Raw genomic sequence first — 19,949 nt, 5'->3', positions numbered from 1 at the left:
TCAGCGGTTGTCGTCGGTGCGCAGCCGCAGCAGGGCGCGCACGAAGCCGTGGTCCGAGCGCGAGCGGTCGCGGCCTTCGTGCAGGTGGTCGTTGAAGTAGTCGACGCGGCGCACGTCGCCCAGGCTGTGGCGGCTGCTGGCGACGAACTCCTCGCTCACCAGGATCTGGTCGAGCACGTCCGGAAAGCCCTGGTGGATGTGCGAATAAGCCACGTCCTTCTTCAGCGCCGACTCGCCCTGCATCTCGTAGGCGTTGAACAGCGCCACGTCGCGCGCGGCCTTGTCGTAGGCCACTTCGGAGGTGGCGGCCACCAGCTGCGTGGTCACGCTGTGCGGGTTGTCGTTGAAGTCGCCCATCACCACCAGCGGCACGTTGGTGCCCTGCAGCAGGTCGATCACGATGCAGCGCAGGGCCGCGGCCTCGGCGCCGCGCATCAGCAGCGAGCGCAGCGAGGCCATGGCGCCGATCTTGCGGTCGTCGCGGTCTTCGAGGTGGTTGCCTTGCGCGTCCTGCAGGAACTTGGGGCGCTTGGACTTCAGGTGCACCGTCAGCACATGCACCTGCTGGCCGTGCTTCATGCGCACGGTGGCCAGCAGGGGCGGGCGCTCGAAGCGCGTGTGCGGGCCGATGCCCGGCACCTCGACGCCGAAGCCCGCGGGAAAGTCGACGAAGGACTGCACGCTGTCCACCTGCAGCCGCGTGACGATGCCGACGCGCGGCGTGCCCTGTGCGCCCGGCCGTCCGGGCGTGCCCGGCGGGCTGCCGGGCGGCGGCGAGTTCTCGGCGCCCGGCACCGAGACGAAGTCGTAGCGCAGCCCGCTGCGGCCAATGGCGGCCTTCAGCGCGGCCTCGTCCCACACCTCCTGCACCGCGAGCACGTCGGCATTGAGCGCGTGGATGCGCTCGCCGATCCAGTCGATCTTGCGTTCGTATTCGCGCTCGTTGTAGGCGTCCTGGTTCTCGTAGTACACGCGGTTGGGGTTCGCGAGGTTGAGCAGGTTGCAGGTCGCGACGAAGAGCGTGGCGTAGTTGGGCGGGATGTATGGCATGGAAACGCGATTGTGTCCCGGGTTAGGATTTCAAGCTGAGGTGCGCCCGCCATGTCGTCCATGTCACTCGATGGCGAGGCCGGCCGCAAGAAACAACAACGAAACCGGGGAGCCGCCCAGCGCGGAATGCATGAAGCTCATCCATCTCACCATCTGCGCCGTGGCGGCGCTGCTCGTTGCGGGCTGCGCGTCCAGGAGCCATCCGTCGATGTCCTTCGGCGGCAGCCTTGTCGAACACAGCCTGCTGCGCGTCGAGGACCATGTGTCCTTTGCCCTGGAAGATGGGCCCGAGACGCGCAACTTCACTGTCGCGTGCAATGCGCCCCAGGCGTGGTTGCTCTACTCCGATCTGCGCACCGGCCGCAGCTATCCGGTGACCGGCCGGCGGTATGGCGTGCGCAAGGAACTGGACGAGCGCCAGGCATTGGCCCTGAAAGCGCAGCCGGCGGTCGAACGCGCATGCCGCGCGACCCCGCCCGATTGGCGCGAGGTGCAACGCGGCGCAGACGGCACATTCACACTCATCGACATCGCGAGCGTCGAGACCTCCGAGGGCGCCTTGCTCTTCTGGGGCGCGTTCGACTATCCGCGCATGGACTTCGACCTGCCTTACCGGGCACCCTTTGGCCAGAAGCGCGAGCGCTTCAGGCTCGCGTGCCAATCGCAATCCTATGCCCAGGTGAGTGGCTTCGACATCGACGAGCGCGGCCGCGTTACGGACGGCCGGGTTGAAGGTGACAGGGCGAAGTCGTACACGGTCGGCGGCGACACGAATGCGGACTACAAGGCGCTCTTCAAGGCGGCCTGCAGCGGTGCTTCGGCAGGGCAGGTGTTGCCTGCCTTCACTTCTCGCGCCAAGGCGCTGCCTGATCCCGCAGGCCTGACGCCGCCGAGCCCGGCGGTGATGAAGGCTGTTTCCCAGCTGGGGCTTCCACCGGCGCCCAAGCGCCTGAAGCGCGTCGTGCTCGAAGGCACATGGACCCGCGACGGGAAGACGACGCCGACCCGCAACGAGCTCCAGATTGCGCCGGACGCGACAGCTTCCATGTTCCGAACCCGGACGAAGACCGGCACAGGCCCCGCGGACGGCACGCGGTCGCAGACCGCTTCATTCCTGGGCCTGGTCGACTTGAGCAGCTTCGTCAACTTTCTTCCTGGCTCTGACACGATCAGCCAGGCCATGACCGATCTCACGTTGACGGGCGACTGGCAACGTATGGCCGTGGGCTCGGAGTTGCGCTACGAGACGAAGAAACTGAGCTTGTTCAGCATGATCGGCGGAGTGACCTACGACTACACGACGGTCTGCAAGGTCGTCGGCGTGAGTGCGGCTGCCGAGCTTCATCCTGTCCTGAGTGGCGACGCCAGGCGCCTGGAGTGCCGCATGCAGCCCGATTCGCTCGAACGGACCGACACCTACGTCTATCTGACTGACTACGGCTACGCCCTGCAGCTTCGGGAGGCCGCAGCCAAGCCGCCTTCAGAAGGCATCAAGAAGATCACTGCAGTCGAACAGTGAACGCAGCCGCGGCGCATCGGCGCACGCTGCTGCACAGCCTTGGTCTGGCCGTGGCCTGCGCAGGCGCGCCGGCTCCCGTGGCCCGGATGCAGGCGGCGCCGCCGCGCTGACGGCTGCTCCTGCGGGAGCTCAAAAGAAAAGGGCACCGAGGTGCCCTTTTCCAATTTCCGGGTGGCGTGCCACCCGCGGTGTCTTGTCAGCGACCGAACGAACGGCCACCGCCGCCGCCGGAGCGGCCACCACCGCCGCCGCCGTAGCCACCGCCACCACCCGAGCGGCCACCGCCACCCGACCGGTTGCCGCCGTAGCCGCCACCGCCGCCCGGACGGCCGCCGCGACCGCGACCACCCATGTGGTCGACGCTCGTGCGCAGCGGGTCCGGCTGGCCGGCGCCGCCGCCTGCAACGGCTTCGGCGCGCAGGTGTGCGACCTGGTTGGCCTGCGTCGGGCTGTGGCTGTTGCCGTGATGGCGCGGTTGGCGCTCTTCGTGCGGGGCGTGGTGATGGGGCTGCTGCGGTGCGCGCGGCTGGCCTTGCTGCGGGCCGCGGCCCTGTGCGGGACGGGCTGCGCCCTGGCCACGCGGGCCCTGGCCCTGGCCTTGGCCGCCACCGTTGGCATTGCGGGCTTGACCGCCGCCCTGGCCGCCACCACGGCGTTGACCGCCGCCATTGCCGCCGCCACCACCGCCGTTGCCGCCACCCTGGCCGGCCTTGTTCTCGCGGATGCGCGACATCATCTCGGTGCGGGCGGCCTTGGCGGCTGCCTGCATGACTTCGCGGCTCGGCGGACGGCCGGCGCCGCCCCAGATCGTCTGGCGACCCATGGCGATCGGCTCGGCGCGTTCGCCTTCTTCAGGACCGAAGCCCTCGACCTTCTGCACCGGGATCGTCTGCTTCGTGAAGCGTTCGATTTCCTGCATGAAGCCTTCTTCGTCCAGGCACACGAAGCTCACGGCCTCGCCGCTCGAACCGGCGCGGCCGGTGCGGCCGATGCGGTGCACGTAGTCTTCGCTGACGTTCGGGATTTCGTAGTTCACGACGTGCGGCAGCTCATCGATGTCGATGCCGCGCGCGGCGATGTCGGTGGCCACCAGGGCGCGGATGTCGCCGCTCTTGAAGCCGGCCAGCGCCTGCGTGCGGGCGCTCTGGCTCTTGTTGCCGTGCAGCGCCATCGCCTCGATGCCGTTCTTGGTGAGGAATTCGGCCACGCTGTTGGCGCCGAACTTGGTGCGCGTGAACACGAGCACCTGGCTCCACTTGTTCTCGTTGATGATGTGCGCGAGCAGCGCCTTCTTCTTGCCGCGGCCCACGGGGTGGATCACCTGCGTGATGCGCTGCACCGTGGTGTTGCGCGGCGTGACCTGGATGCTCTGCGGGTTCTTGAGCAGCGAGCCGGCGAGGTCGCGGATCTCGTCGCTGAAGGTGGCCGAGAACAGCAGGCTCTGCTTTTCCTTGGGCACCAGGGCCAGGATCTTCTTCACGTCGTGGATGAAGCCCATGTCCAGCATGCGGTCGGCTTCGTCCAGGATCAGCATCTGGACCTGGCTCAGGTCGAGCATGCCCTGCTGCTGCAGGTCGAGCAGGCGGCCGGGGGTGGCCACGAGGATGTCGACGCCCTTCTTGAGCTTGCTGATCTGCGGGTTCATGCCCACGCCACCGAAGATCACGGTGGAGTCGAGCTGCAGGTACTTGCCGTAGGTGCGCACCGACTCTTCGACCTGGGCCGCGAGTTCACGCGTGGGGGTCAGCACGAGGGCACGGATGCCGATGCCGCCGAACTTGTTGGTGGCGCTGCGGCTCATGGTGAGCTTGTGCAGCATCGGCAGGGTGAAGGCCGCGGTCTTGCCGGTGCCGGTCTGGGCGCCGCCCAGCAGGTCGTGGCCGTCGAGGACCACGGGAATGGCTTGCGCCTGGATGGGGGTGGGGGTGTCGTAGCCGTGCTCGTGCACAGCCTTCAAGATGGCGGGAGCCAGCTTCAGTTCGTCAAAATTCATTGTGGAAACAACAAGCGCCATACACGGCGCAGTGGCATCGGCCCGCCAGGCGTCGTTTTGGGGTGACGCCGAGCCAGTCAAGGCAGATGAAGGTCAGGGGTGGGAGCCGGAAGACCCGCGGTGATTTGGGGTTTTCTTCGTCCCCGGCAGAGAGCCGGTTTGCGGGCAACTGGACCCGGCAACGAGGACTATTGTCGCATGAGTCGATAATCATGGGTTCGCCGCGCCCGGATCACTGTCCGGACGACCGTGCTTTTACGCAAATCCCAAGCTACCCAAGGTAATCATTCACAGATGGCTCAATACGTCTATTCGATGAACCGCGTCAGCAAGACCGTGCCGCCCAAGCGGCAGCTCTTGAAGGACATTTCGCTCTCTTTCTTCCCCGGCGCCAAGATCGGTGTGCTCGGCCTGAACGGCTCGGGCAAGTCCACGCTGCTCAAGATCATGGCGGGTGTGGACAAGGAATTCGAGGGCGAGGCCCTGCCCATGCCGGGGATGACGATCGGCTATCTGGAGCAGGAACCCAAGCTCAACGCCGAGCACACGGTGCGCGAATCGGTCGAAGAGTCCATGGGCGCGGTGTTCGCGGCCAAGGCCCGCCTCGAAGAGGTGTATATCGCCTACGGTGCCGAAGACGCCGACTTCGACGCGCTGGCGGCCGAGCAGGCCCAGCTCGAAGCCATCATCGCCACCGCCGGCACCGATTCCGAGCACCAGCTCGAAATTGCCGCCGACGCGCTGCGCCTGCCGCCGTGGGACGCCAAGATCGGCCTGCTGTCGGGCGGTGAAAAGCGCCGTGTGGCGCTGTGCCGCCTGCTGCTGTCCAAGCCCGACATGCTGCTGCTCGACGAACCGACCAACCACCTGGACGCCGAATCGGTCGAGTGGCTCGAAGTGTTCCTGCAGCGCTTCACGGGCACCGTGGTGGCCATCACCCACGATCGCTACTTCCTGGACAACGCCGCCGAGTGGATCTTGGAAATGGACCGCGGTCGCGGCATTCCCTGGAAGGGCAACTACAGCACCTGGCTCGAGCAGAAGGGCGAACGCCTGGCGCAGGAGCAAAAGAGCGAAGAAGCCCACGCCAAGGCCCTGAAGAAGGAACTCGAGTGGTCGCGCCAGAACCCGAAGGCACGCCAGGCCAAGAGCAAGTCGCGCCTGGCCCGCTTCGAGGAGCTGAGCGACATGGAATACCAGAAGCGCAACGAAACGCAGGAAATCTTCATTCCTGTGGCGGAGCGGCTGGGCCAGCAGGTGTTCGAGTTCCACGGCGTCAGCAAGTCCTTCGGCGACCGCATGCTGATCGACAACCTGAGCTTCACCGTGCCGCCGGGCGCCATCGTCGGCATCATCGGCCCGAACGGCGCCGGCAAGTCGACGCTGTTCAAGCTGCTCGCGGGCAAGGAAAAGCCGGACACGGGCGAGGTCGTCATCGGCCAGACCGTGAAGATGGCCTTCGTCGACCAGCACCGCGACGAGCTGGCGTCCGACAAGACCGTGTGGGAAGACATCTCCAACGGCCTGGACATCATCAACGTCGGCAAGTTCCAGATGGCCAGCCGCGCGTACGCGGGCCGCTTCAACTTCAACGGCGCCGACCAGCAGAAGAAGGTCGGCACGCTGTCGGGCGGTGAACGCGGCCGTCTGCACCTGGCCAAGACGCTGATCGCGGGCGGCAACGTGCTGCTGCTGGACGAACCGTCGAACGACCTGGACGTGGAAACCCTGCGCGCGCTGGAAGACGCCCTGCTCGAGTTCGCCGGCACCGTGATGGTCATCAGCCACGACCGCTGGTTCCTCGACCGTATCGCCACGCACATCCTCGCGGCCGAAGGCGACAGCCAGTGGACCTTCTTCGACGGCAACTACCAGGAGTACGAAGCCGACAAGAAGAAGCGCCTGGGCGAAGAAGGCGCGAAGCCGAAGCGCATGCGCTACAAGGCCCTCAAGTAAGACAGGACGCGGGCGGCTTCGGCCGCTTCGACGACCAGAGCGCGCGGTTCCGCAAGGGGCCGCGCGCTTTGTCGTTCAGGGGGTGTTGTCGTCGACGAGGTCCGCGTCGAGCCAGCCGCGCAGGCTGTTGACGAAGGCGAGCGCTTCGACGCGGGGCAGATCGTCCACCCGCACGACGGCTTCGGCAAGCTGTCCCTCGCGGATGCGGCGGGCCCGGCCGATGCCGTCGAGCAGGCCGCAATGCAGCGGCGGCGTGACCCAGCGGCCGTCGAGCTGCAGCGCGATGTTGCCACGCGTGCATTCGGTGATCTCGCCATCGCGGTTCCACAGCAGCGTGTCGAACACGCCGGGCGTGGTCGGTGTGAACGCCTCGTAGTGCGCGCGGCGCGTGGTCTTGAAGCGCGAGAACTCGCTGTCGGCCTCATCGAAGGCACGCGCGGCCAGCTGCAGGCGCACGCGCGGTGGCGCAGCGTCCATGGCGAAGGCTTCGGCGCGCGGCTGGCCTTGCGCGTCGAGCAGCAGGCGCACGCGCCATGTGCCTGCGGCATGCGCTGCGCTCAGCCGGTCCAGGCAGGCCGTCAGGTGTGCTTCATGCCACGGATAGCCGAAGTGCGCCGCCGCACGATGCATGCGGGCGAGGTGCGCGGGCGCATCGCGCAGTGCGCCATCGGTCAGCGCCAGGGTTTCGAGCAGCTCGAAGGAGGTCATGGTTGCGAAGATACCGCCGCGCCGAGAAAGGCGCGCTTGTGCCGCCACTCGTCCCACTCCGCATCCGCCTGCGCATCGGCCGTGATGCCGCTGCCGATGCCGCAGCGCGCGGCGCCCTCGCGCAGCGTGACGGTGCGGATCGGCACGTTGAAGGTCGCGTGCCCGCCGGGCCGCACCACGCCCACGGCGCCGCAGTACACGCCGCGCGCGTCGGGCTCCAGCGCGCGGATCATGCGCATGGCGCTCACCTTCGGCGCGCCGGTGATGGAACCGCAGGGGAACAGCGCCGCGAACAGGTCGGCCAGCGTCGTGCCTTCGCGCAGCCGGGCTTCCACGTCGGAGGTCATCTGCCACACGGTGGGCAGCGCCTCGGTGTGGAAAAGGCGCGGCACGCGCACCGAGAAGGGCTGGGCCACGCGCGAGAGGTCGTTGCGGATCAGGTCCACGATCATCACGTTCTCGGCGCGCTCCTTGGGCACGGTGCGCAGCCGCAGCGCGTGGGCTTCGTCCTCGGCGGGCGTGGCGCCGCGTGGTGCGGTGCCCTTCATGGGGCGCACGAGGATGCGGTCGCCGTCGCGGTCGAAGAACAGCTCGGGCGACACCGATAGCACCTGCTCGTCGCCGGTGTCGATGAAGGCGCCGTAGCCGTTGGGCTGTGCCTGCCGCAGCGCATGGAACCAGGCCTGCGCGTCGCCGTCAAAAGTGGCGCGCAGCGGCGCCGTGTAGTTGAGCTGGTACAGCACGCCGTCGGCGATGGCGCGGTGGATCGCGGCCATATTGCGGTCGAAAGCCTCGCGCGACAGCTCGGCCGTCCACGCGACGGGCGCTACAGCGGGTGCCGGCGCATCCGGCCATGGCAACGCCTCGTCATGCACGCCGAACCAGGCCAGCGGCCCGTCGGGTGCATGCACCTCGAACGCCGGGTCGAAGGCCGCGGCGGCTTCGTAGCGCAGGTGGCCGACGCACCAGCGACCTTCGCGGGCCAGCGCCTCGACGGTCTCCAGCACAGGGCGCACCTCGTGCGGCGCATGGGCGACGAGCACGCGCACCGGTGTGCCGAAGGCGGCGCGCAACCGGGTCGCCCCGTCGGTGCGCGGGTCGGCGAAATCGATCAGCGTGGACAGCAAGCGCGCGCCCGGGCCTTTTTGTCAGGTGGCCGCGCGGACCGGCGCTGCTGCTGCTGCTGCGCCCGCCGATCCCGCGAGGGCCCGCTTGCGCACCGCGTAGATGTTGTTGCGCAGCGCATAGAGCTCGTCGGCGTACGACAGCGGCACGGCCACCTTGTTGACCACGCGGTCGAGGTCGTCGAGTTCTTCCAGCAGCTTGTCGCGCTCGGCCTGACTCTGGCGCCCGTCCACCTTGGCCTCGATGTCGCGCAGCCGCGCGTACCAGCGGAACACGCGGCGGCGCACGCGGAACTGGTACAGCGGCGGGATCACGCGGCTCAGCGGCAGCATCAGCACCAGCACACCGCCCAGCACCAGCCACATGCGCTCGACCAGGTTGCTGGCCCAGAACGGCAGGTAGCGCTGCCAGAAGGGCGGCGTGCCGTTGATGGCGCGGTCGCCCTCGGGGCTCACGGGCAGTTCGCTGGTGCGGGTGTTGGGAAAGTCGCGCGCGCGGTTGAACCAGCCGGCGTCGCTGTGCACGGTCTGCGCGGCCTGCGCGAACAGCTGGCGCAGGGCCGGGTGGGTCTCGTCGCGCGACAGCAGCGAGGTGGTGGCGGCGAGCAGCGACACGTCGTGCAGCGGCAGGTCCTTCGACAGGTCGACCACGCCGCGCGGCAGCGACACGGCCGACAGGAACGGAAAGCGCCGTGTGTAGGCCTCGGCCTGGCCGAAGTCCATGAGCTGGATGTCGCCCGCGCGCAGCAGGCGCTGCACCTGTGGCGACTGCGGCGCCGAGAACAGCACGATGGCGTCGAGCAGCCCGGCCTGCAGCGCCTCGGCCGCGGCGGCCTGCTCGAGGTTCGACAGCAGCAGGTCGTCGGGCCCGAGGCGGTTGGCCTTGAGCAGCCGCTCCATGATCTCGGGCAGCCCGCTGCCGGGCAGGTCGACGTTCACGCGCAGGCCGCGCAACTGCGTGAGCGAGGTCAGGGTGCTGGTCTTGCGGTCGATCTTCTGCGCGCTGTCGGTGCGGTAGAACAGCCAGATCGGCTCGAAGAACAGCGCGCCCAGCGAGCGCAGGCCGGCCTCTTCGTCGGCCACCGGGTCGGCGCTGCCGCCGCGCACGAAGGCCACGTCGGCGCCGCCGGTGCGCAGCAGTTGCAGGTTCTCGGTCGAGCCCGAGGTGGCCTTGAGCTCGACGGTGATGCCGCTGTGCTTCAAGGCGTCGGCGTAGCGCTTGCCGAACTGCGCATAGGCGCTGCCCGTGGGGCCGGTGGCCAGCGTCACGTGCTTGGGCGGCTGCGGCTGCAACCACCAGTAGGCCGCAATCAGCAGGCCGATGACGATGAACACGATCGGGCCGGCCGAGGCGATCAGGTCGCGGATCGACAGCAGGATCAGCTTCAGGGTGCGGGGAAACGCCATGGGGTGCCTCGTCGTGCGGTGCGCGCGTCAGCCGCGCGGTGCGGCCAGGTCGGCGGCGCAGGGAATGTGCAGCTCGCCCACGGTCATCGCGCGCGCGGCGCGCACCGCGCGCACCGTGGCGATCGCGGTGGCTTCGGCGGCCATGGTGCTCAGCACGGTCATGCCGGGCGCATCGCCTTCGAGCGGCACGCGGCCGGTGGCCAGTGCGAACAGCGTGTCGCCGTCGCTCATGGTGTGCACCGGGTTGATGGCGCGCGCCAGGCCGTCGTGCGCCACCATGGCGAGCCGGTTGGCCTGCACCTTGGTCAGCACCGCGTCGGTGGCGATCACGCCGATGGTGGTGTTGGTGCCCGCCAGCAGCGGCTTGGGCAGCTCGCCGCGCAGCAGCGCGCGGCGCGTGTCGAGCAGGGCGCTGCCGTCCTCGGTGCGCGCGCCGGCCACGGGCAGCGCGGTGTCGGGGTCGATCACGTCGCCCAGCGAGTTGACCGCGATCAGCGCACCCACCGTCACGCCGCCCACGGTGACCGAGGCGGTGCCGATGCCGCCCTTCATCGCGCGGTGCACGCCGAACAGCTTGCCCACCAGCGCGCCGGTGCCCGCGCCCACGTTGCCTTCGGCGGGCGCGTCGGTCGAGGCGGCTTCGCAGGCGGCGTAGCCCGCGGCCGCGTCGGGCCGGATGCGCGCGTCGCCCATGGGCAGGTCGAACAGCACGGCGGCCGGCACGATGGGCAGGGTGCCGAAGCGCACGTCCATGCCGACGCCGCGCTCTTCGAGCCAGCGCATCGCGCCCTCGGCGGCGGCCAGGCCCCAGGCGCTGCCGCCGGCGAGCATGACGGCGTGCACTTCCTGCACGAGGTTGCCGGGCGAGAGCAGGTCGGTCTCGCGCGTGCCGGGCGCGGCGCCGCGCACATCGACACCGGCCACGGCGCCGTCGCGCGCAATGATCACGGTGCAGCCGGTGGGGCGGCGGGTGTCGGAGAAATGGCCGACTTCGATGCCGGCGACGTCGGTGATGGCACCGGCGTGAGAAGAGGAGGAAGAAGACGCAGCGGACATGGCGGCCGATTATGGGACCGCGACCTTTACGATCCCCACAATGACAGTTGCAAGAAGTTTCTCCCCCGAGGGCGGCAGCCGCCACGTGGTGGTGATCGGCGCGGGCGCGGTGGGCTGCGCCACTGCCATCGAGGCCCTGCGCGCGGGCCTGCGCGTGACGCTGGTGGAGCCCGGCGAGCCGGGTGGCCCGCAGGCCACGAGCTACGGCAACGCCGGCTGGCTGTCGTCGCACTCCGTGGTGCCGCCCGCGCTGCCGGGGGCCTGGCGCAAGGTGCCGGGCTGGCTGGCCGACCCGCTCGGGCCGCTGGCGTTGCGCTGGCGCCACCTGCCGCGCGCGCTGCCGTGGCTGTTGCGCTACCTGGCCTCGGGCTGGACCGAGGCGCGCGTGCAGCGCACCGCCGACGCATTGCGCACGCTGCTGGCCGATGCGCCCGCGCTGCATGCGCAACTGGCCGCCGAGGCCGGCGTGCCGCAGCTCATCGAACGGCGCGGGCTGCTGCATGCCTACCGTTCGCGCGCCGAGTTCGACGGCGACGCGCTGGGCTGGCGCGTGCGCCGGCGCGCCGGTGTCCAGTGGGAAGAATGGCCGGCGGACGAACTGCGCCGCCGCGAGCCCGATCTGGCCGCGCGCTACACGCTCGGCATCTTCGTTCCCGAAGCCGGCCACTGCCGCAATCCGGGCGCCTACGTGGCGGCCCTCGCCCAACGTGCGCTCGACGCGGGCGCCGAACGCGTCGCCGCGCGGGCCACCGGCTTTCGCATCGAGGGCGGCCGGCTGCGCGCCGTGCGCACCGAGGCCGGCGAGATCGCCTGCGATGGTGCTGCCATCTGCGCCGGCGCGCGCTCGGGCCCGCTGGCCGCGGCGGCCGGCTCGGCGGTGCCGCTGGAGTCCGAGCGCGGCTACCACGTGGTGCTCGAAGCCGCCACGGCCGGCCCGCGCACGCCGACCATGGTGGCCGACGGCAAACTCATCGCGCACTGGATGGACGGCGGCCTGCGCGCGGCGGGCCAGGTGGAGATCGCGGGCCTCGAAGCGGCGCCCGACTGGCGCCGCGCCGAGATCCTGCACGCGCATCTGCGATCGATGTTTCCGTCGCTGGCACCGCCCGCGCCCGGCGCGCCTTCGGTGGCGCACTGGCTCGGACACCGCCCGAGCCTGCCCGACGGCCTGCCGTGCATCGGCCCGTCGGCGGCCAGCGCCGACATCGTGCTGGCCTTCGGGCATGGCCACGTCGGCCTGTGCGGCTCGGCGCGAACAGGGCGGCTGGCGGCGCAGCTGCTGGCGGGCGTTGCGCCGGAGATACCGCTGGCGCCCTTCGATCCGGGGCGCTTCAGGTCCTGAGGTTCAGTTCGCCGGCGTGATCGACAGCACGGTGAGTGCGCCGTCGACCTTGTCGACGGTGAACTTCACCTTGTCGCCGGCCTTCACCTTGGCGAGCAGTGCCGGGTCGCTCACGCGGAACACCATGGTCATGCCGGTCATCTCGAGGTTCGGGATGTCGCCGTGGCGCAGGGTGATCTTCTTGGCGTCGGTGTCGACCTTGCGGACTTCGCCGTCGACCTGGGGCAGCGCGGCCTGCGCGAACGCCGCGGCGGCGAGCACGAGGGTGGAGAGGGCGGTGAGGACTTTTTTCATGGTCGGGGTTCCTTCCTGGTTTGGATGGGATGAAGGGTAAGAGGGGGTCAGCGGTAGCTCTGGTAGACGCGCGTGCTGCCGTCGGCCAGCACCAGCAGCACGTCGTAGGCGTCGCGCTGGTCGCCGTAGGCCGGGCCGTCCATGCCGGGCGAGCCGATGGGCATGCCGGGCACGGCCAGGCCGATGGCCTTGGGCTTTTCCTTCAGCAGGCGCTGCATCTCGCGCGCCGGCACGTGGCCTTCGATGACGTAGCCGCCGACGCGGCCGGTGTGGCACGAACCCAGCTTCGCCGGAATGCCGAGCCGCTCGCGCGCGGGGCCGTTGCCCTCGTCGTGCACGCGCGTGGCAAAGCCGTTCTTGTTGAGGTGCTTGACCCAGTCCTGGCAGCAGCCGCAGTTCGGGTCTTTCCAGATCTCGACCATCGGCGCGGCGGCCTGCGCGGCGAGCGGCAGGGACGCGGTGGCGGCGGCGAGTTTCAGAAGGGTTCGTCGTTGCATGGTGGGTTTCCTTTCAGTGGGTCATCGTGCGGGCGCGGCAGCGGCCCGCACGCGCACGCGGCCGGCCATGCCGAGTTCGTAGTGGTCCTTCACGAGGCAGGCGAAGTCGAAGTCGCCAGCGCGGTTGAAGGTCCAGATCAGTTCGCCGGTCTTGCCCGGCTGCACATGCGCCATCCAGGGCTCGTCGTGCTCCATGCCGGGGTGCTTCTTCATCATGGCGGCATGGTCCTCGATGACGGCGGTGGTGCCAAGCACGAGCTCGTGCAGGTCCTTGCCGCGGTTCTTCAGCCGCAGGCGGATGGTGTCGCCTTCGCGCACTTCGAGGACCGAGGGCGTGAAGGTCATGTCGTCGGCCATCGCGATGTCGATGGTGCGCTTCACGGCGCTGGCCTTGCCGGCGATGCCCCAGGCTTTCTGCTCGGGTGCGAGCGATGCGGCAGCGGCCTTGCCGGCTTCGGGCGCGTGGTTTTCGTGGGCCGTGGCGAAGGTGGCGACGGCCGCCAGTGCGAGGCCAGCGACGAGGGTGGAGAAACGGGTGTTCATGAGTTGAATCTCAAAGAATTGGATGGATGCGATCAGTGGTTGTGGGCCCCGTGGCCCGAGGGCTTGCGCACGGTGGCGCTGCCGCTGTCAGGGCTCGCGGGTGCGGCGCCCGTCTTGCGCGGCGCCACGGGCGCACCGCTGGCCGACACCTCGCGCGCGACCGTGCCGGCCGGGTGCTTGAACCAGCCCGGGTCGCGGTAGTCGCCCGGCTTCTGGTCGCGCCGCACCTTCAGCAGCGTGAACATGCCGCCCATCTCGGCCGAACCGAAGGGGCCGGTGCCGGTCATCATGGGCACGGTGTTCTCGGGAATGGGCATTTCCATCTCGCCCATGTCGGCCATGCCCTTGTCGCCCATCACCATGTAGTCGGGCACGAGCTTCTTGATCTTCTCGGCCACGCCCTTGTGGTCCACGCCGATCATGGTCGGCACGTCGTGGCCCATCGGGCCCATCGTGTGGTGCGCCTTGTGGCAGTGCAGCGCCCAGTCGCCTTCCTCGTCGGCGATGAACTCCATCTGCCGCATCTGGCCCACCGCCACGTCCACCGACACCTCGGGCCAGCGCGCGGTGCGCGGCACGGGGCCGCCGTCGGTGCCCGTGACCTCGAACTCGTGGCCGTGGATGTGGATCGGGTGGTTGGTCATCGTGAGGTTGCCCGCGCGGATGCGCACGCGGTCGCCTTTGCGCACGTTGAGCGTGTCGATGGCCGGGAACACGCGGCTGTTGAAGCTCCAGATGTTGAAGTCGGTCATGGTGTTGACCTTGGGCGTGGCGCTGCCGGGCTCCACGTCGAAGCTGCCGAGCAGGAAGCAGAAGTCGCGGTCGACCTTCTCGATCAGCGGATGCTCCGCCTTCGGGTGCGTGACCCAGAAGCCCATCATCCCCATCGCCATCTGCACCATCTCGTCGGCATGCGGGTGGTACATGAAGGTGCCGGGGCGGCGCGCCGTGAACTCGTAGACGAAGGTCTTGCCCGGCGGGATGTGCGGCTGCGTGATGCCGCCCACGCCGTCCATGCCGTTGGGCAGGCGCTGGCCGTGCCAGTGCACGGTCGTGTGCTCGGGCAGCTTGTTGGTCACGAAGATGCGCACGCGGTCGCCCTCGACCACCTCGATGGTCGGGCCCGGCGACTGGCCGTTGTAGCCCCACATGTTGACCTTGAAGCCGGGCGCCATCTCGCGCACGACGGGTTCGGCGACGAGGTGGAATTCCTTGACGCCGGCGTTCATGCGCCAGGGCAGCGTCCAGCCGTTGAGCGTGACGACGGGGTTGTAGGGCCGGCCGTTGGGCGGCACGAGCGGTGGCGCGGTGGCGGTCGATGCCTGTGTCACCGGCTCGGGCAGTGCAGCCATGCTCACGCGGCTCACGGTGGTGGCGGCCACGGCTGTGGCGGCGCCCGCAAAGAAGTTGCGACGGTTCATGTCAGTGGCCTCCCGCCGCAGGTTCGTTGGTGGCCGCGGTCTGCAGGGCCGTCATGCCGCCGGGCGAGCTGCCCGTGAGCACCAGTTGAAGGTCGGTGTCGGCCAGCCAGAAATCGCGCTGGGCTTCCATGCCGGCGTTCACCGCCAGCATGCTCGCGCGCGTTTCGCCGAGCAGCTCCCACACGCTGGCGAGCATGCCGTTGTAGCGCAGCACCATCTCCTCGTTGACCTGCTTGCGCAGCGGCAGCACCTCGTCGCGGTAGCGGCGGGCGAGGGCGTAGGCGGTGTTCCAGCCCTGCCAGGCTTCGCGCGCCTCGCTGGCCGCGAGCACGCCCACGTCGCGCACACGCGCGGCCGACTGCAGGTACTGCGCCTCGGCGCGGCCGCTGCGGGCCTGACCCCAGTCGAAGATCGGAATCGGCAGCTCGAGCTCGAAGCCGCGCGTGGTCGATTTCGAGCGATCGGCATCGTTCTCGAAGGTGGTGTTGCGCACCACGCCCAACTCCATCGCATTGATCATGCGGGTGGCGTGCGTGAGGCCGAGCGAGCCGGCCACGGCCGTGTTTTGCGCCTGCGCCGAGCGCACGTCGAGCCGGTCGCGCAGCGCCAGGGCCTGCACGTCGCCGAGTTCGGGCGCGGCTTTCGGCAGCGGCGGCAGGCGGTCGGGCAGGGTGTAGGCGGTGCGCGCGCCGCTCAGGCCCAGCAGGCGCGTGAGCTGTTCGCGGCTGGCGACGGCCGCCTGTTCGGCGCGTGCGAGCTGCGCGGACGCGTCGGCCAGCAGCAACTGTTCGCGCGTGCGCTGCAGCGCGCTCCAGTTGCCGACCTGGGCCATGCGGTGCGCCAGTTCGGCGCCGGCCTCGGTGGCGTCCTTCGCGTCGCGCAGGTAGCTCACGCTCTGCTGCGCGGCCACCGCGCGCACCCAGGCGCGGCGGGTGTCGGCGGCCAGCAGCAGCACGCTCTGCGCGGCCTGCAGCTTGGCGGCCTCGTGCCGCTGGCCGGCCCAGCGCGCCTGCCACGGCAGCGTGAGCAGGCCCACCACGTTGAAAGTCAGCATGCGTTCGAACTCGCGCTCGCTGCCCTGCGCCAGTCGGCTGAAAGACAGCACCGGGTTCGGCAGGCTCGCGGCCTGCACGCGGTCGGCGTCGCTCAGTTGCAGCGTGGCAAAGGCCTCCTGCACGCGCGGGCTGTTGACGAGCGCGATGCGCACGGCGGCCTCGGCGTCCAGCGGCTTGGCCAGCAGCGCGTCGACGCTTTGCTGCGAGGCGTCGTCCGGCTTGCGCTGGGCCGCGGCGCCCGCCATGAGCGGGTTGCCGTCGACCAGCGCCTGCACGTCGCCGGCGCCGCCGTCGGGCGACAGGCTGGCGCAGCCGGCGAGCACCAGCGCGGCGGCCAGCGCAGCAGCGGTTCGTAGAAGTGAAAGGTGACTTTTTCGCCCGAGGGGCGGGCTATCTGTTCGATAGCGGGGGATGCCGGCATACGGCCGGCGAGCAAGGGAATTCACGAGCGATCTCCATGGGCAATACGGCGAACGCTGCGAGCCGGCAAAGGCTCACTGCGGACGGACTACGGGCAGGAAGATCAGGAAATGGGCGGCTTGAAGCCCAGGACGGGCTCGGCGCTGGCAAAGCGGGCCGCGTGTGCGGCCGGCGGCGCCTGGGGCGCCGCATGCGGGGTGTCGACCAGCGGCATGCTGCCGAGCGCCACCGTGTGGCAGACCTGGCAGGCGACACAGGTGCCGCAGTTCGCGTGGTCGGTGCCGTGGGACTGCTGCGAATCGCTGCTGTTGTCGTGCATGGCCGCCATGTCGTGGCCGGTGTCGGCCTCCATGGTGGCGTCATGGCAGTGCGATTCGGCGATGCCGGCTGCTGCAGCCACCACCGCCTCGGCGGCGGGCAGCGAATGCCGCACCATCTCGACCGCCATGGCGTCGCCGAGCCAGCCACGGATGGGCAGCAGGGCGATCATGAGGGCGAGCAGCAGGGTGCGCATGGTTGGGCGCGATGATAAACCGGGGCGGGGCGCCGGCGCCTCAAGACACCAGTTGGCCGCGGGCCTTGTCGACCCACACCTGCAGGTTGTCGAGCAGGTCCTTCTGGCTGAACGAGCAGCTTTCCTCGCTGAAGAGCGCGCTCGATTCGAGGCGGTCCAGCAGGTTCAGCAGCACCTCGCCGTAGCGCGGCGGCAGGGCGCCGAGCAGCTCGGTGCTGGCGCGCGCGGCCGTGGAGAGCGTGGCGACCGAGCCGCCGCCGCCTTGCAGCGCGGCGATGCCCGAGGCGATGGTGTCGAGTTGCGTCACGGTGCTCATGAGGTGGCCATCGCTGGTGGTGGCAATGCCAGCCCGCGCTCGCGCATGAGGTCGCGCAGCACGTCGGGGTAGTCGGTGATCAGGCCATCGGCGCCCGCGTCCATGAGCCGCACCATGTCGGCGCGCTGGTTCACGGTCCAGGGCACGACCTTCATGCCGAGCTTCTGCGCTTCGCGGATCGCGGGGGCGCCCAGGTCGGCATGCGCCGGCGACCAGATCACCGGCCCGGTCGAGGCACCGGCCGCGGCCTTCACCAGCTGCGGCACCGAGGCGAAGTTCGCGGCGGCCAGGCCGGCGGTCCAGCGGCTGTCCTTCAGCGTGCGGGGCGTGGTGAGGTAGGCGCGCGACAGCTGCGGCGCGAGCTGGCCGACCAGCGCGAGCGTGCGCCAGTCGAAGCTCTGGATGGTCACGCGGTCGCCCATCTTCGCCTTGTCGATCTCGGCCAGCAGCGCGCGCACCATGGGCTCGGGCGCGGCGGTCTCGTCGGGCTTCGTGGGATCGATCTTGGTCTCGATGTTGAAGTGCACCCGCGCGGCATCGGCGCCGCGCGCCTGCACCTGCGCGAACAGCGCGGCCAGCGTGGGAATGCGCTCGCCGTCGCGCGGTTGTTGCAGCGCGAACTGCTTGCCGTAGTTGCTCTCGGGGTTGAGGCGGCCCACGTCGTAGGTCTGCAGCTGCGCCAGCGTGAGCGAGCGCACGGAAGGGGCGGGCTTGGCCGTGAGCCAGGCGCCGCGCGCGTCGCGCGTGTGGTCGGCGTTGAGCGCCGTGTCGTGCGACACCACCACCACGCCGTCGGCCGTGAGCCCGATGTCGAGTTCGAGCGTGGTCACGCCCAGGTCCATCGCGTTGGAGAACGCGGCCAGCGTGTTCTCGGGCGCCAGGCCGCGTCCGCCGCGGTGGGCCTGCAGGTCGAAATGCTGTTTCGCCTTCGGGGCGATGGCGGCGCAGCCGGCGCCGACGAGCGCAGCGGCGATCAGGACAAGAAGGGCGGCACGTTGTTTCATTTGAGTTGCACTTTGATGCCGTTGTCTTGCACCGTGATGTCGCCCACCTCGTAGGTCTTGCGCCCGACCGTGAGTTCGTCGGCCGTGAAGCTGCGCAGGATCTGGCCCTGCAGCAGTTCCTGCGCGACCACCGCGCCGACCTTCTGCAGGCGCTCGGCGTCGCGGCCTTCCACGCCCTGCAGCTCGAGGCGCTCGGCCTTGGGCTGGTCCAGCCGCAGCGCGCGTGCCGCCGCGTCGTAGCGCAGCGCGCTGCTCACCGACACCACGCCCTGCACCGGCGAAGCCGCCAGCAGCGGGCTGGCGATGGTCAGCGTGGCCGTGATGGCCGCGCGGTTGGCGCGCCCGTCCAGGCCCAGCTGCGGGTCGCGCAGCCCGACCATGAAGATCTCGGCATAGCGCTCGGCCACCGGAAAGCGCTTGGCGATCTGCGACTGCAGCTCCTCGCGCGTGGCGGTGTATTCGTTGGTGAAGAAGTTGAAGCCGGCCAGCGCCGCGAACGGCGCGGGCAGGGCGGCGGCGCCCAGCAGCGCGCGCAGCACCCGACGGCGGAAATGAGAGGGCGGGATTCGGTCGGTCATGGAGCTTGCGAGCTTGCCACAGGCGACGATGTTCCCGCCAGCGGCGCAAGAGCGCGCCGGCGTGTCGGAGGTTCAGCCGTTCACGCGCAGTTCGTAACGCGCAAACGTCCCGCCGCGCAGGTCGATGCAGCTGTGCAGTGCGAAGCCGAAGCCTTCGTACAGCGTGCGCAGCGCGGTGCGGTCGGCCACGCAGTCCAGCCGCAGCCAGGGGCGCCCGAGCGCGCGGGCGTGGTCGCGCGCATGGCCCAGCAGCGTGCGCGACACGCCCCGGCCCGCCCAGGCGCGGCGCACGGCCAGCTTGTGGACGAAGAGCGAACTGCCGGGCGCGATCTCGGGCCAGAACGACGGGTCTTCCAGGTCCAGGCGCATCACGCCGGCCCAGTCGCCGTTCTCCTTGGCCACCACATAGCGGCCGGCGTCGGTGTCGCGCTGGATGCGTTCGATGCCGGTGTCGGCGGCGCTCCAGAGCGGGCGTCCGCCCTCGGCGAGCCATTGCGCGGCTTCGGTCAACACGGCCGCGACGGCGGGCGCTTCGCTGGAAAGGGCAGGTTCGATGTGCATCGGCGCGCAGCTTACCGATCGTGGCGGATCACGTGGAAGCCTTCCTCGGTCGTGGGCGGCACGAAGTGACGGGTGATCAGGTCGAACTGCGCGTCGGAGGTCTCGAACGGGTGCTCGCCCGCCGCGTTGCGCGCCCGCAGCCGCGCCTTGCAGATGTCGTCCGGCACGTCGAGAAAGTGCAGCTGGTGCGCCGCGCCGGCCTGCTCGAAGAGGCCGCGCGCCCAGGCCCGGTGGCTCACGGTGTTGGCCGGAAAGTCGAGCACCACCGACACGCCGGCGCCCAGCAGCGCGCAGACGTGCTCGCCCATCGCCTGCTTGAGCCGGCCGGCGGCGCGCACGTAGTCGGGCAGCGCGTGGATTTCACCGGGGTAGAGCGCGGCGAGCCAGGTGTCCTCGCTGATGCACACGGTGGCGGGCGCCTGCGCCAGGCGCCGGGTCAGCGTGGACTTTCCGGCGCCGATCTTGCCGCAGACCATGTGCAGCACGGGCGAGGGCGGTGAGGGTGGTGTCGATGTCATTCGGTCTCCTGCGGGTGGGAACAAAGCTCGGGAGACGGACAAGAAAAACCCGCCTCCTGGGGCGGGTTGCATG

20 protein-coding genes are annotated in these 19,949 nt (G+C 69.8%); 3 read left to right on the top strand and 17 right to left on the bottom strand.

The window, feature by feature from the left end; genetic code table 11:
• On the bottom strand, window positions 1–1,050 hold the full coding sequence (locus AC07SQ_RS25535; protein ID WP_139702865.1) for an endonuclease/exonuclease/phosphatase family protein: 1,050 nt from the start codon (window positions 1,048–1,050) through the stop codon (window positions 1–3).
• 130 nt (window positions 1,051–1,180) lie between these two features.
• On the opposite strand from AC07SQ_RS25535, the gene AC07SQ_RS25530 reads away from it, so the two are divergent.
• Window positions 1,181–2,569 carry a hypothetical protein gene (locus tag AC07SQ_RS25530; protein ID WP_495265879.1) on the top strand — a complete coding sequence of 463 codons (1,389 nt, stop codon included), beginning with the start codon at window positions 1,181–1,183 and terminating at the stop codon, window positions 2,567–2,569.
• Window positions 2,570–2,765: 196 nt separating this feature from the next.
• Here the strand turns inward: AC07SQ_RS25530 and AC07SQ_RS25525 are convergent, their stop codons facing one another.
• The gene (locus tag AC07SQ_RS25525) at window positions 2,766–4,562 is read right to left on the bottom strand and encodes a DEAD/DEAH box helicase (protein ID WP_495271739.1); all 1,797 of its coding nucleotides are present in this window, start codon (window positions 4,560–4,562) and stop codon (window positions 2,766–2,768) included.
• Window positions 4,563–4,856: 294 nt separating this feature from the next.
• Here AC07SQ_RS25525 and ettA point away from each other — a divergent pair, with 294 nt between their 5' ends.
• On the top strand, window positions 4,857–6,518 hold the full coding sequence (gene ettA, locus AC07SQ_RS25520) for an energy-dependent translational throttle protein EttA (protein ID WP_062475998.1): 1,662 nt from the start codon (window positions 4,857–4,859) through the stop codon (window positions 6,516–6,518).
• A gap of 75 nt (window positions 6,519–6,593) precedes the next feature.
• On the opposite strand, the gene AC07SQ_RS25515 is transcribed toward ettA, so the two are convergent.
• Genes AC07SQ_RS25515 through AC07SQ_RS25500 form a run of 4 tightly spaced genes read right to left on the bottom strand, consistent with a single transcriptional unit; the run spans window position 6,594 to window position 10,813 of the window.
• Window positions 6,594–7,226: an aminotransferase class IV gene (locus AC07SQ_RS25515; RefSeq protein WP_495271738.1), complete on the bottom strand. Its 633-nt coding sequence runs from the start codon at window positions 7,224–7,226 to the stop codon at window positions 6,594–6,596.
• Window positions 7,223–8,353 (bottom strand): aminodeoxychorismate synthase component I, encoded by a 1,131-nt coding sequence (pabB, locus tag AC07SQ_RS25510; protein ID WP_495271737.1) that lies wholly within the window; start codon window positions 8,351–8,353, stop codon window positions 7,223–7,225. Before pabB ends, AC07SQ_RS25515 begins: the two co-directional genes overlap by 4 nt.
• A 21-nt stretch (window positions 8,354–8,374) precedes the next feature.
• On the bottom strand, window positions 8,375–9,757 hold the full coding sequence (locus AC07SQ_RS25505) for a TAXI family TRAP transporter solute-binding subunit (protein ID WP_495271736.1): 1,383 nt from the start codon (window positions 9,755–9,757) through the stop codon (window positions 8,375–8,377).
• Window positions 9,758–9,784: 27 nt separating this feature from the next.
• The gene (locus tag AC07SQ_RS25500) at window positions 9,785–10,813 is read right to left on the bottom strand and encodes a P1 family peptidase (protein ID WP_495271735.1); all 1,029 of its coding nucleotides are present in this window, start codon (window positions 10,811–10,813) and stop codon (window positions 9,785–9,787) included.
• A 40-nt stretch (window positions 10,814–10,853) separates the two neighbouring features.
• On the opposite strand from AC07SQ_RS25500, the gene AC07SQ_RS25495 reads away from it, so the two are divergent.
• On the top strand, window positions 10,854–12,155 hold the full coding sequence (locus tag AC07SQ_RS25495; RefSeq protein WP_495271734.1) for an NAD(P)/FAD-dependent oxidoreductase: 1,302 nt from the start codon (window positions 10,854–10,856) through the stop codon (window positions 12,153–12,155).
• A gap of 3 nt (window positions 12,156–12,158) precedes the next feature.
• Here the strand turns inward: AC07SQ_RS25495 and AC07SQ_RS25490 are convergent, their stop codons facing one another.
• From AC07SQ_RS25490 to AC07SQ_RS25440, 11 genes are all read right to left on the bottom strand, one after another.
• Window positions 12,159–12,449, bottom strand: coding sequence for a copper-binding protein (locus AC07SQ_RS25490; protein ID WP_062475985.1), 291 nt, complete (start codon window positions 12,447–12,449; stop codon window positions 12,159–12,161).
• A 47-nt stretch (window positions 12,450–12,496) separates the two neighbouring features.
• Window positions 12,497–12,946: a DUF411 domain-containing protein gene (locus tag AC07SQ_RS25485; RefSeq protein WP_495271733.1), complete on the bottom strand. Its 450-nt coding sequence runs from the start codon at window positions 12,944–12,946 to the stop codon at window positions 12,497–12,499.
• A gap of 21 nt (window positions 12,947–12,967) precedes the next feature.
• Window positions 12,968–13,489, bottom strand: coding sequence for a cupredoxin domain-containing protein (locus AC07SQ_RS25480; RefSeq protein WP_447746246.1), 522 nt, complete (start codon window positions 13,487–13,489; stop codon window positions 12,968–12,970).
• Between the two features lie 32 nt (window positions 13,490–13,521).
• Window positions 13,522–14,910: a multicopper oxidase family protein gene (locus AC07SQ_RS25475; protein WP_095948997.1), complete on the bottom strand. Its 1,389-nt coding sequence runs from the start codon at window positions 14,908–14,910 to the stop codon at window positions 13,522–13,524.
• Window position 14,911: 1 nt separating this feature from the next.
• Window positions 14,912–16,411 (bottom strand): TolC family protein, encoded by a 1,500-nt coding sequence (locus tag AC07SQ_RS25470; RefSeq protein WP_495276230.1) that lies wholly within the window; start codon window positions 16,409–16,411, stop codon window positions 14,912–14,914.
• Window positions 16,412–16,488: 77 nt separating this feature from the next.
• A complete protein-coding gene (locus AC07SQ_RS25465) occupies window positions 16,489–16,899 on the bottom strand; it encodes a hypothetical protein (RefSeq protein WP_495271731.1) in 411 nt (136 codons plus the stop codon).
• Window positions 16,900–16,939: 40 nt separating this feature from the next.
• Entirely contained in the window at window positions 16,940–17,215 is a 276-nt protein-coding gene (locus AC07SQ_RS25460; RefSeq protein WP_070062497.1) for a hypothetical protein, read from the bottom strand.
• On the bottom strand, window positions 17,212–18,219 hold the full coding sequence (locus AC07SQ_RS25455; RefSeq protein ID WP_495271730.1) for a glycerophosphodiester phosphodiesterase: 1,008 nt from the start codon (window positions 18,217–18,219) through the stop codon (window positions 17,212–17,214). Before AC07SQ_RS25455 ends, AC07SQ_RS25460 begins: the two co-directional genes overlap by 4 nt.
• Window positions 18,216–18,797 carry a YceB family lipoprotein gene (locus AC07SQ_RS25450; protein WP_062475964.1) on the bottom strand — a complete coding sequence of 194 codons (582 nt, stop codon included), beginning with the start codon at window positions 18,795–18,797 and terminating at the stop codon, window positions 18,216–18,218. The genes AC07SQ_RS25455 and AC07SQ_RS25450 overlap by 4 nt, the downstream gene beginning before the upstream one ends.
• Before the next feature lie 72 nt (window positions 18,798–18,869).
• Window positions 18,870–19,358 (bottom strand): GNAT family N-acetyltransferase, encoded by a 489-nt coding sequence (locus AC07SQ_RS25445; protein ID WP_495271729.1) that lies wholly within the window; start codon window positions 19,356–19,358, stop codon window positions 18,870–18,872.
• An 11-nt stretch (window positions 19,359–19,369) separates the two neighbouring features.
• Window positions 19,370–19,876, bottom strand: a complete 507-nt coding sequence (locus AC07SQ_RS25440) for a P-loop nucleotide/nucleoside kinase family protein (protein WP_495271728.1) — start codon at window positions 19,874–19,876, stop codon at window positions 19,370–19,372.
• Window positions 19,877–19,949 lie beyond the last annotated feature (73 nt).

This window comes from Variovorax sp. GW821-FHT06D12 (assembly GCF_059419205.1).
The sequence above is the reverse complement of the archived record's forward strand: the minus strand, read 5'-3'. Positions and strand labels throughout refer to the sequence as shown.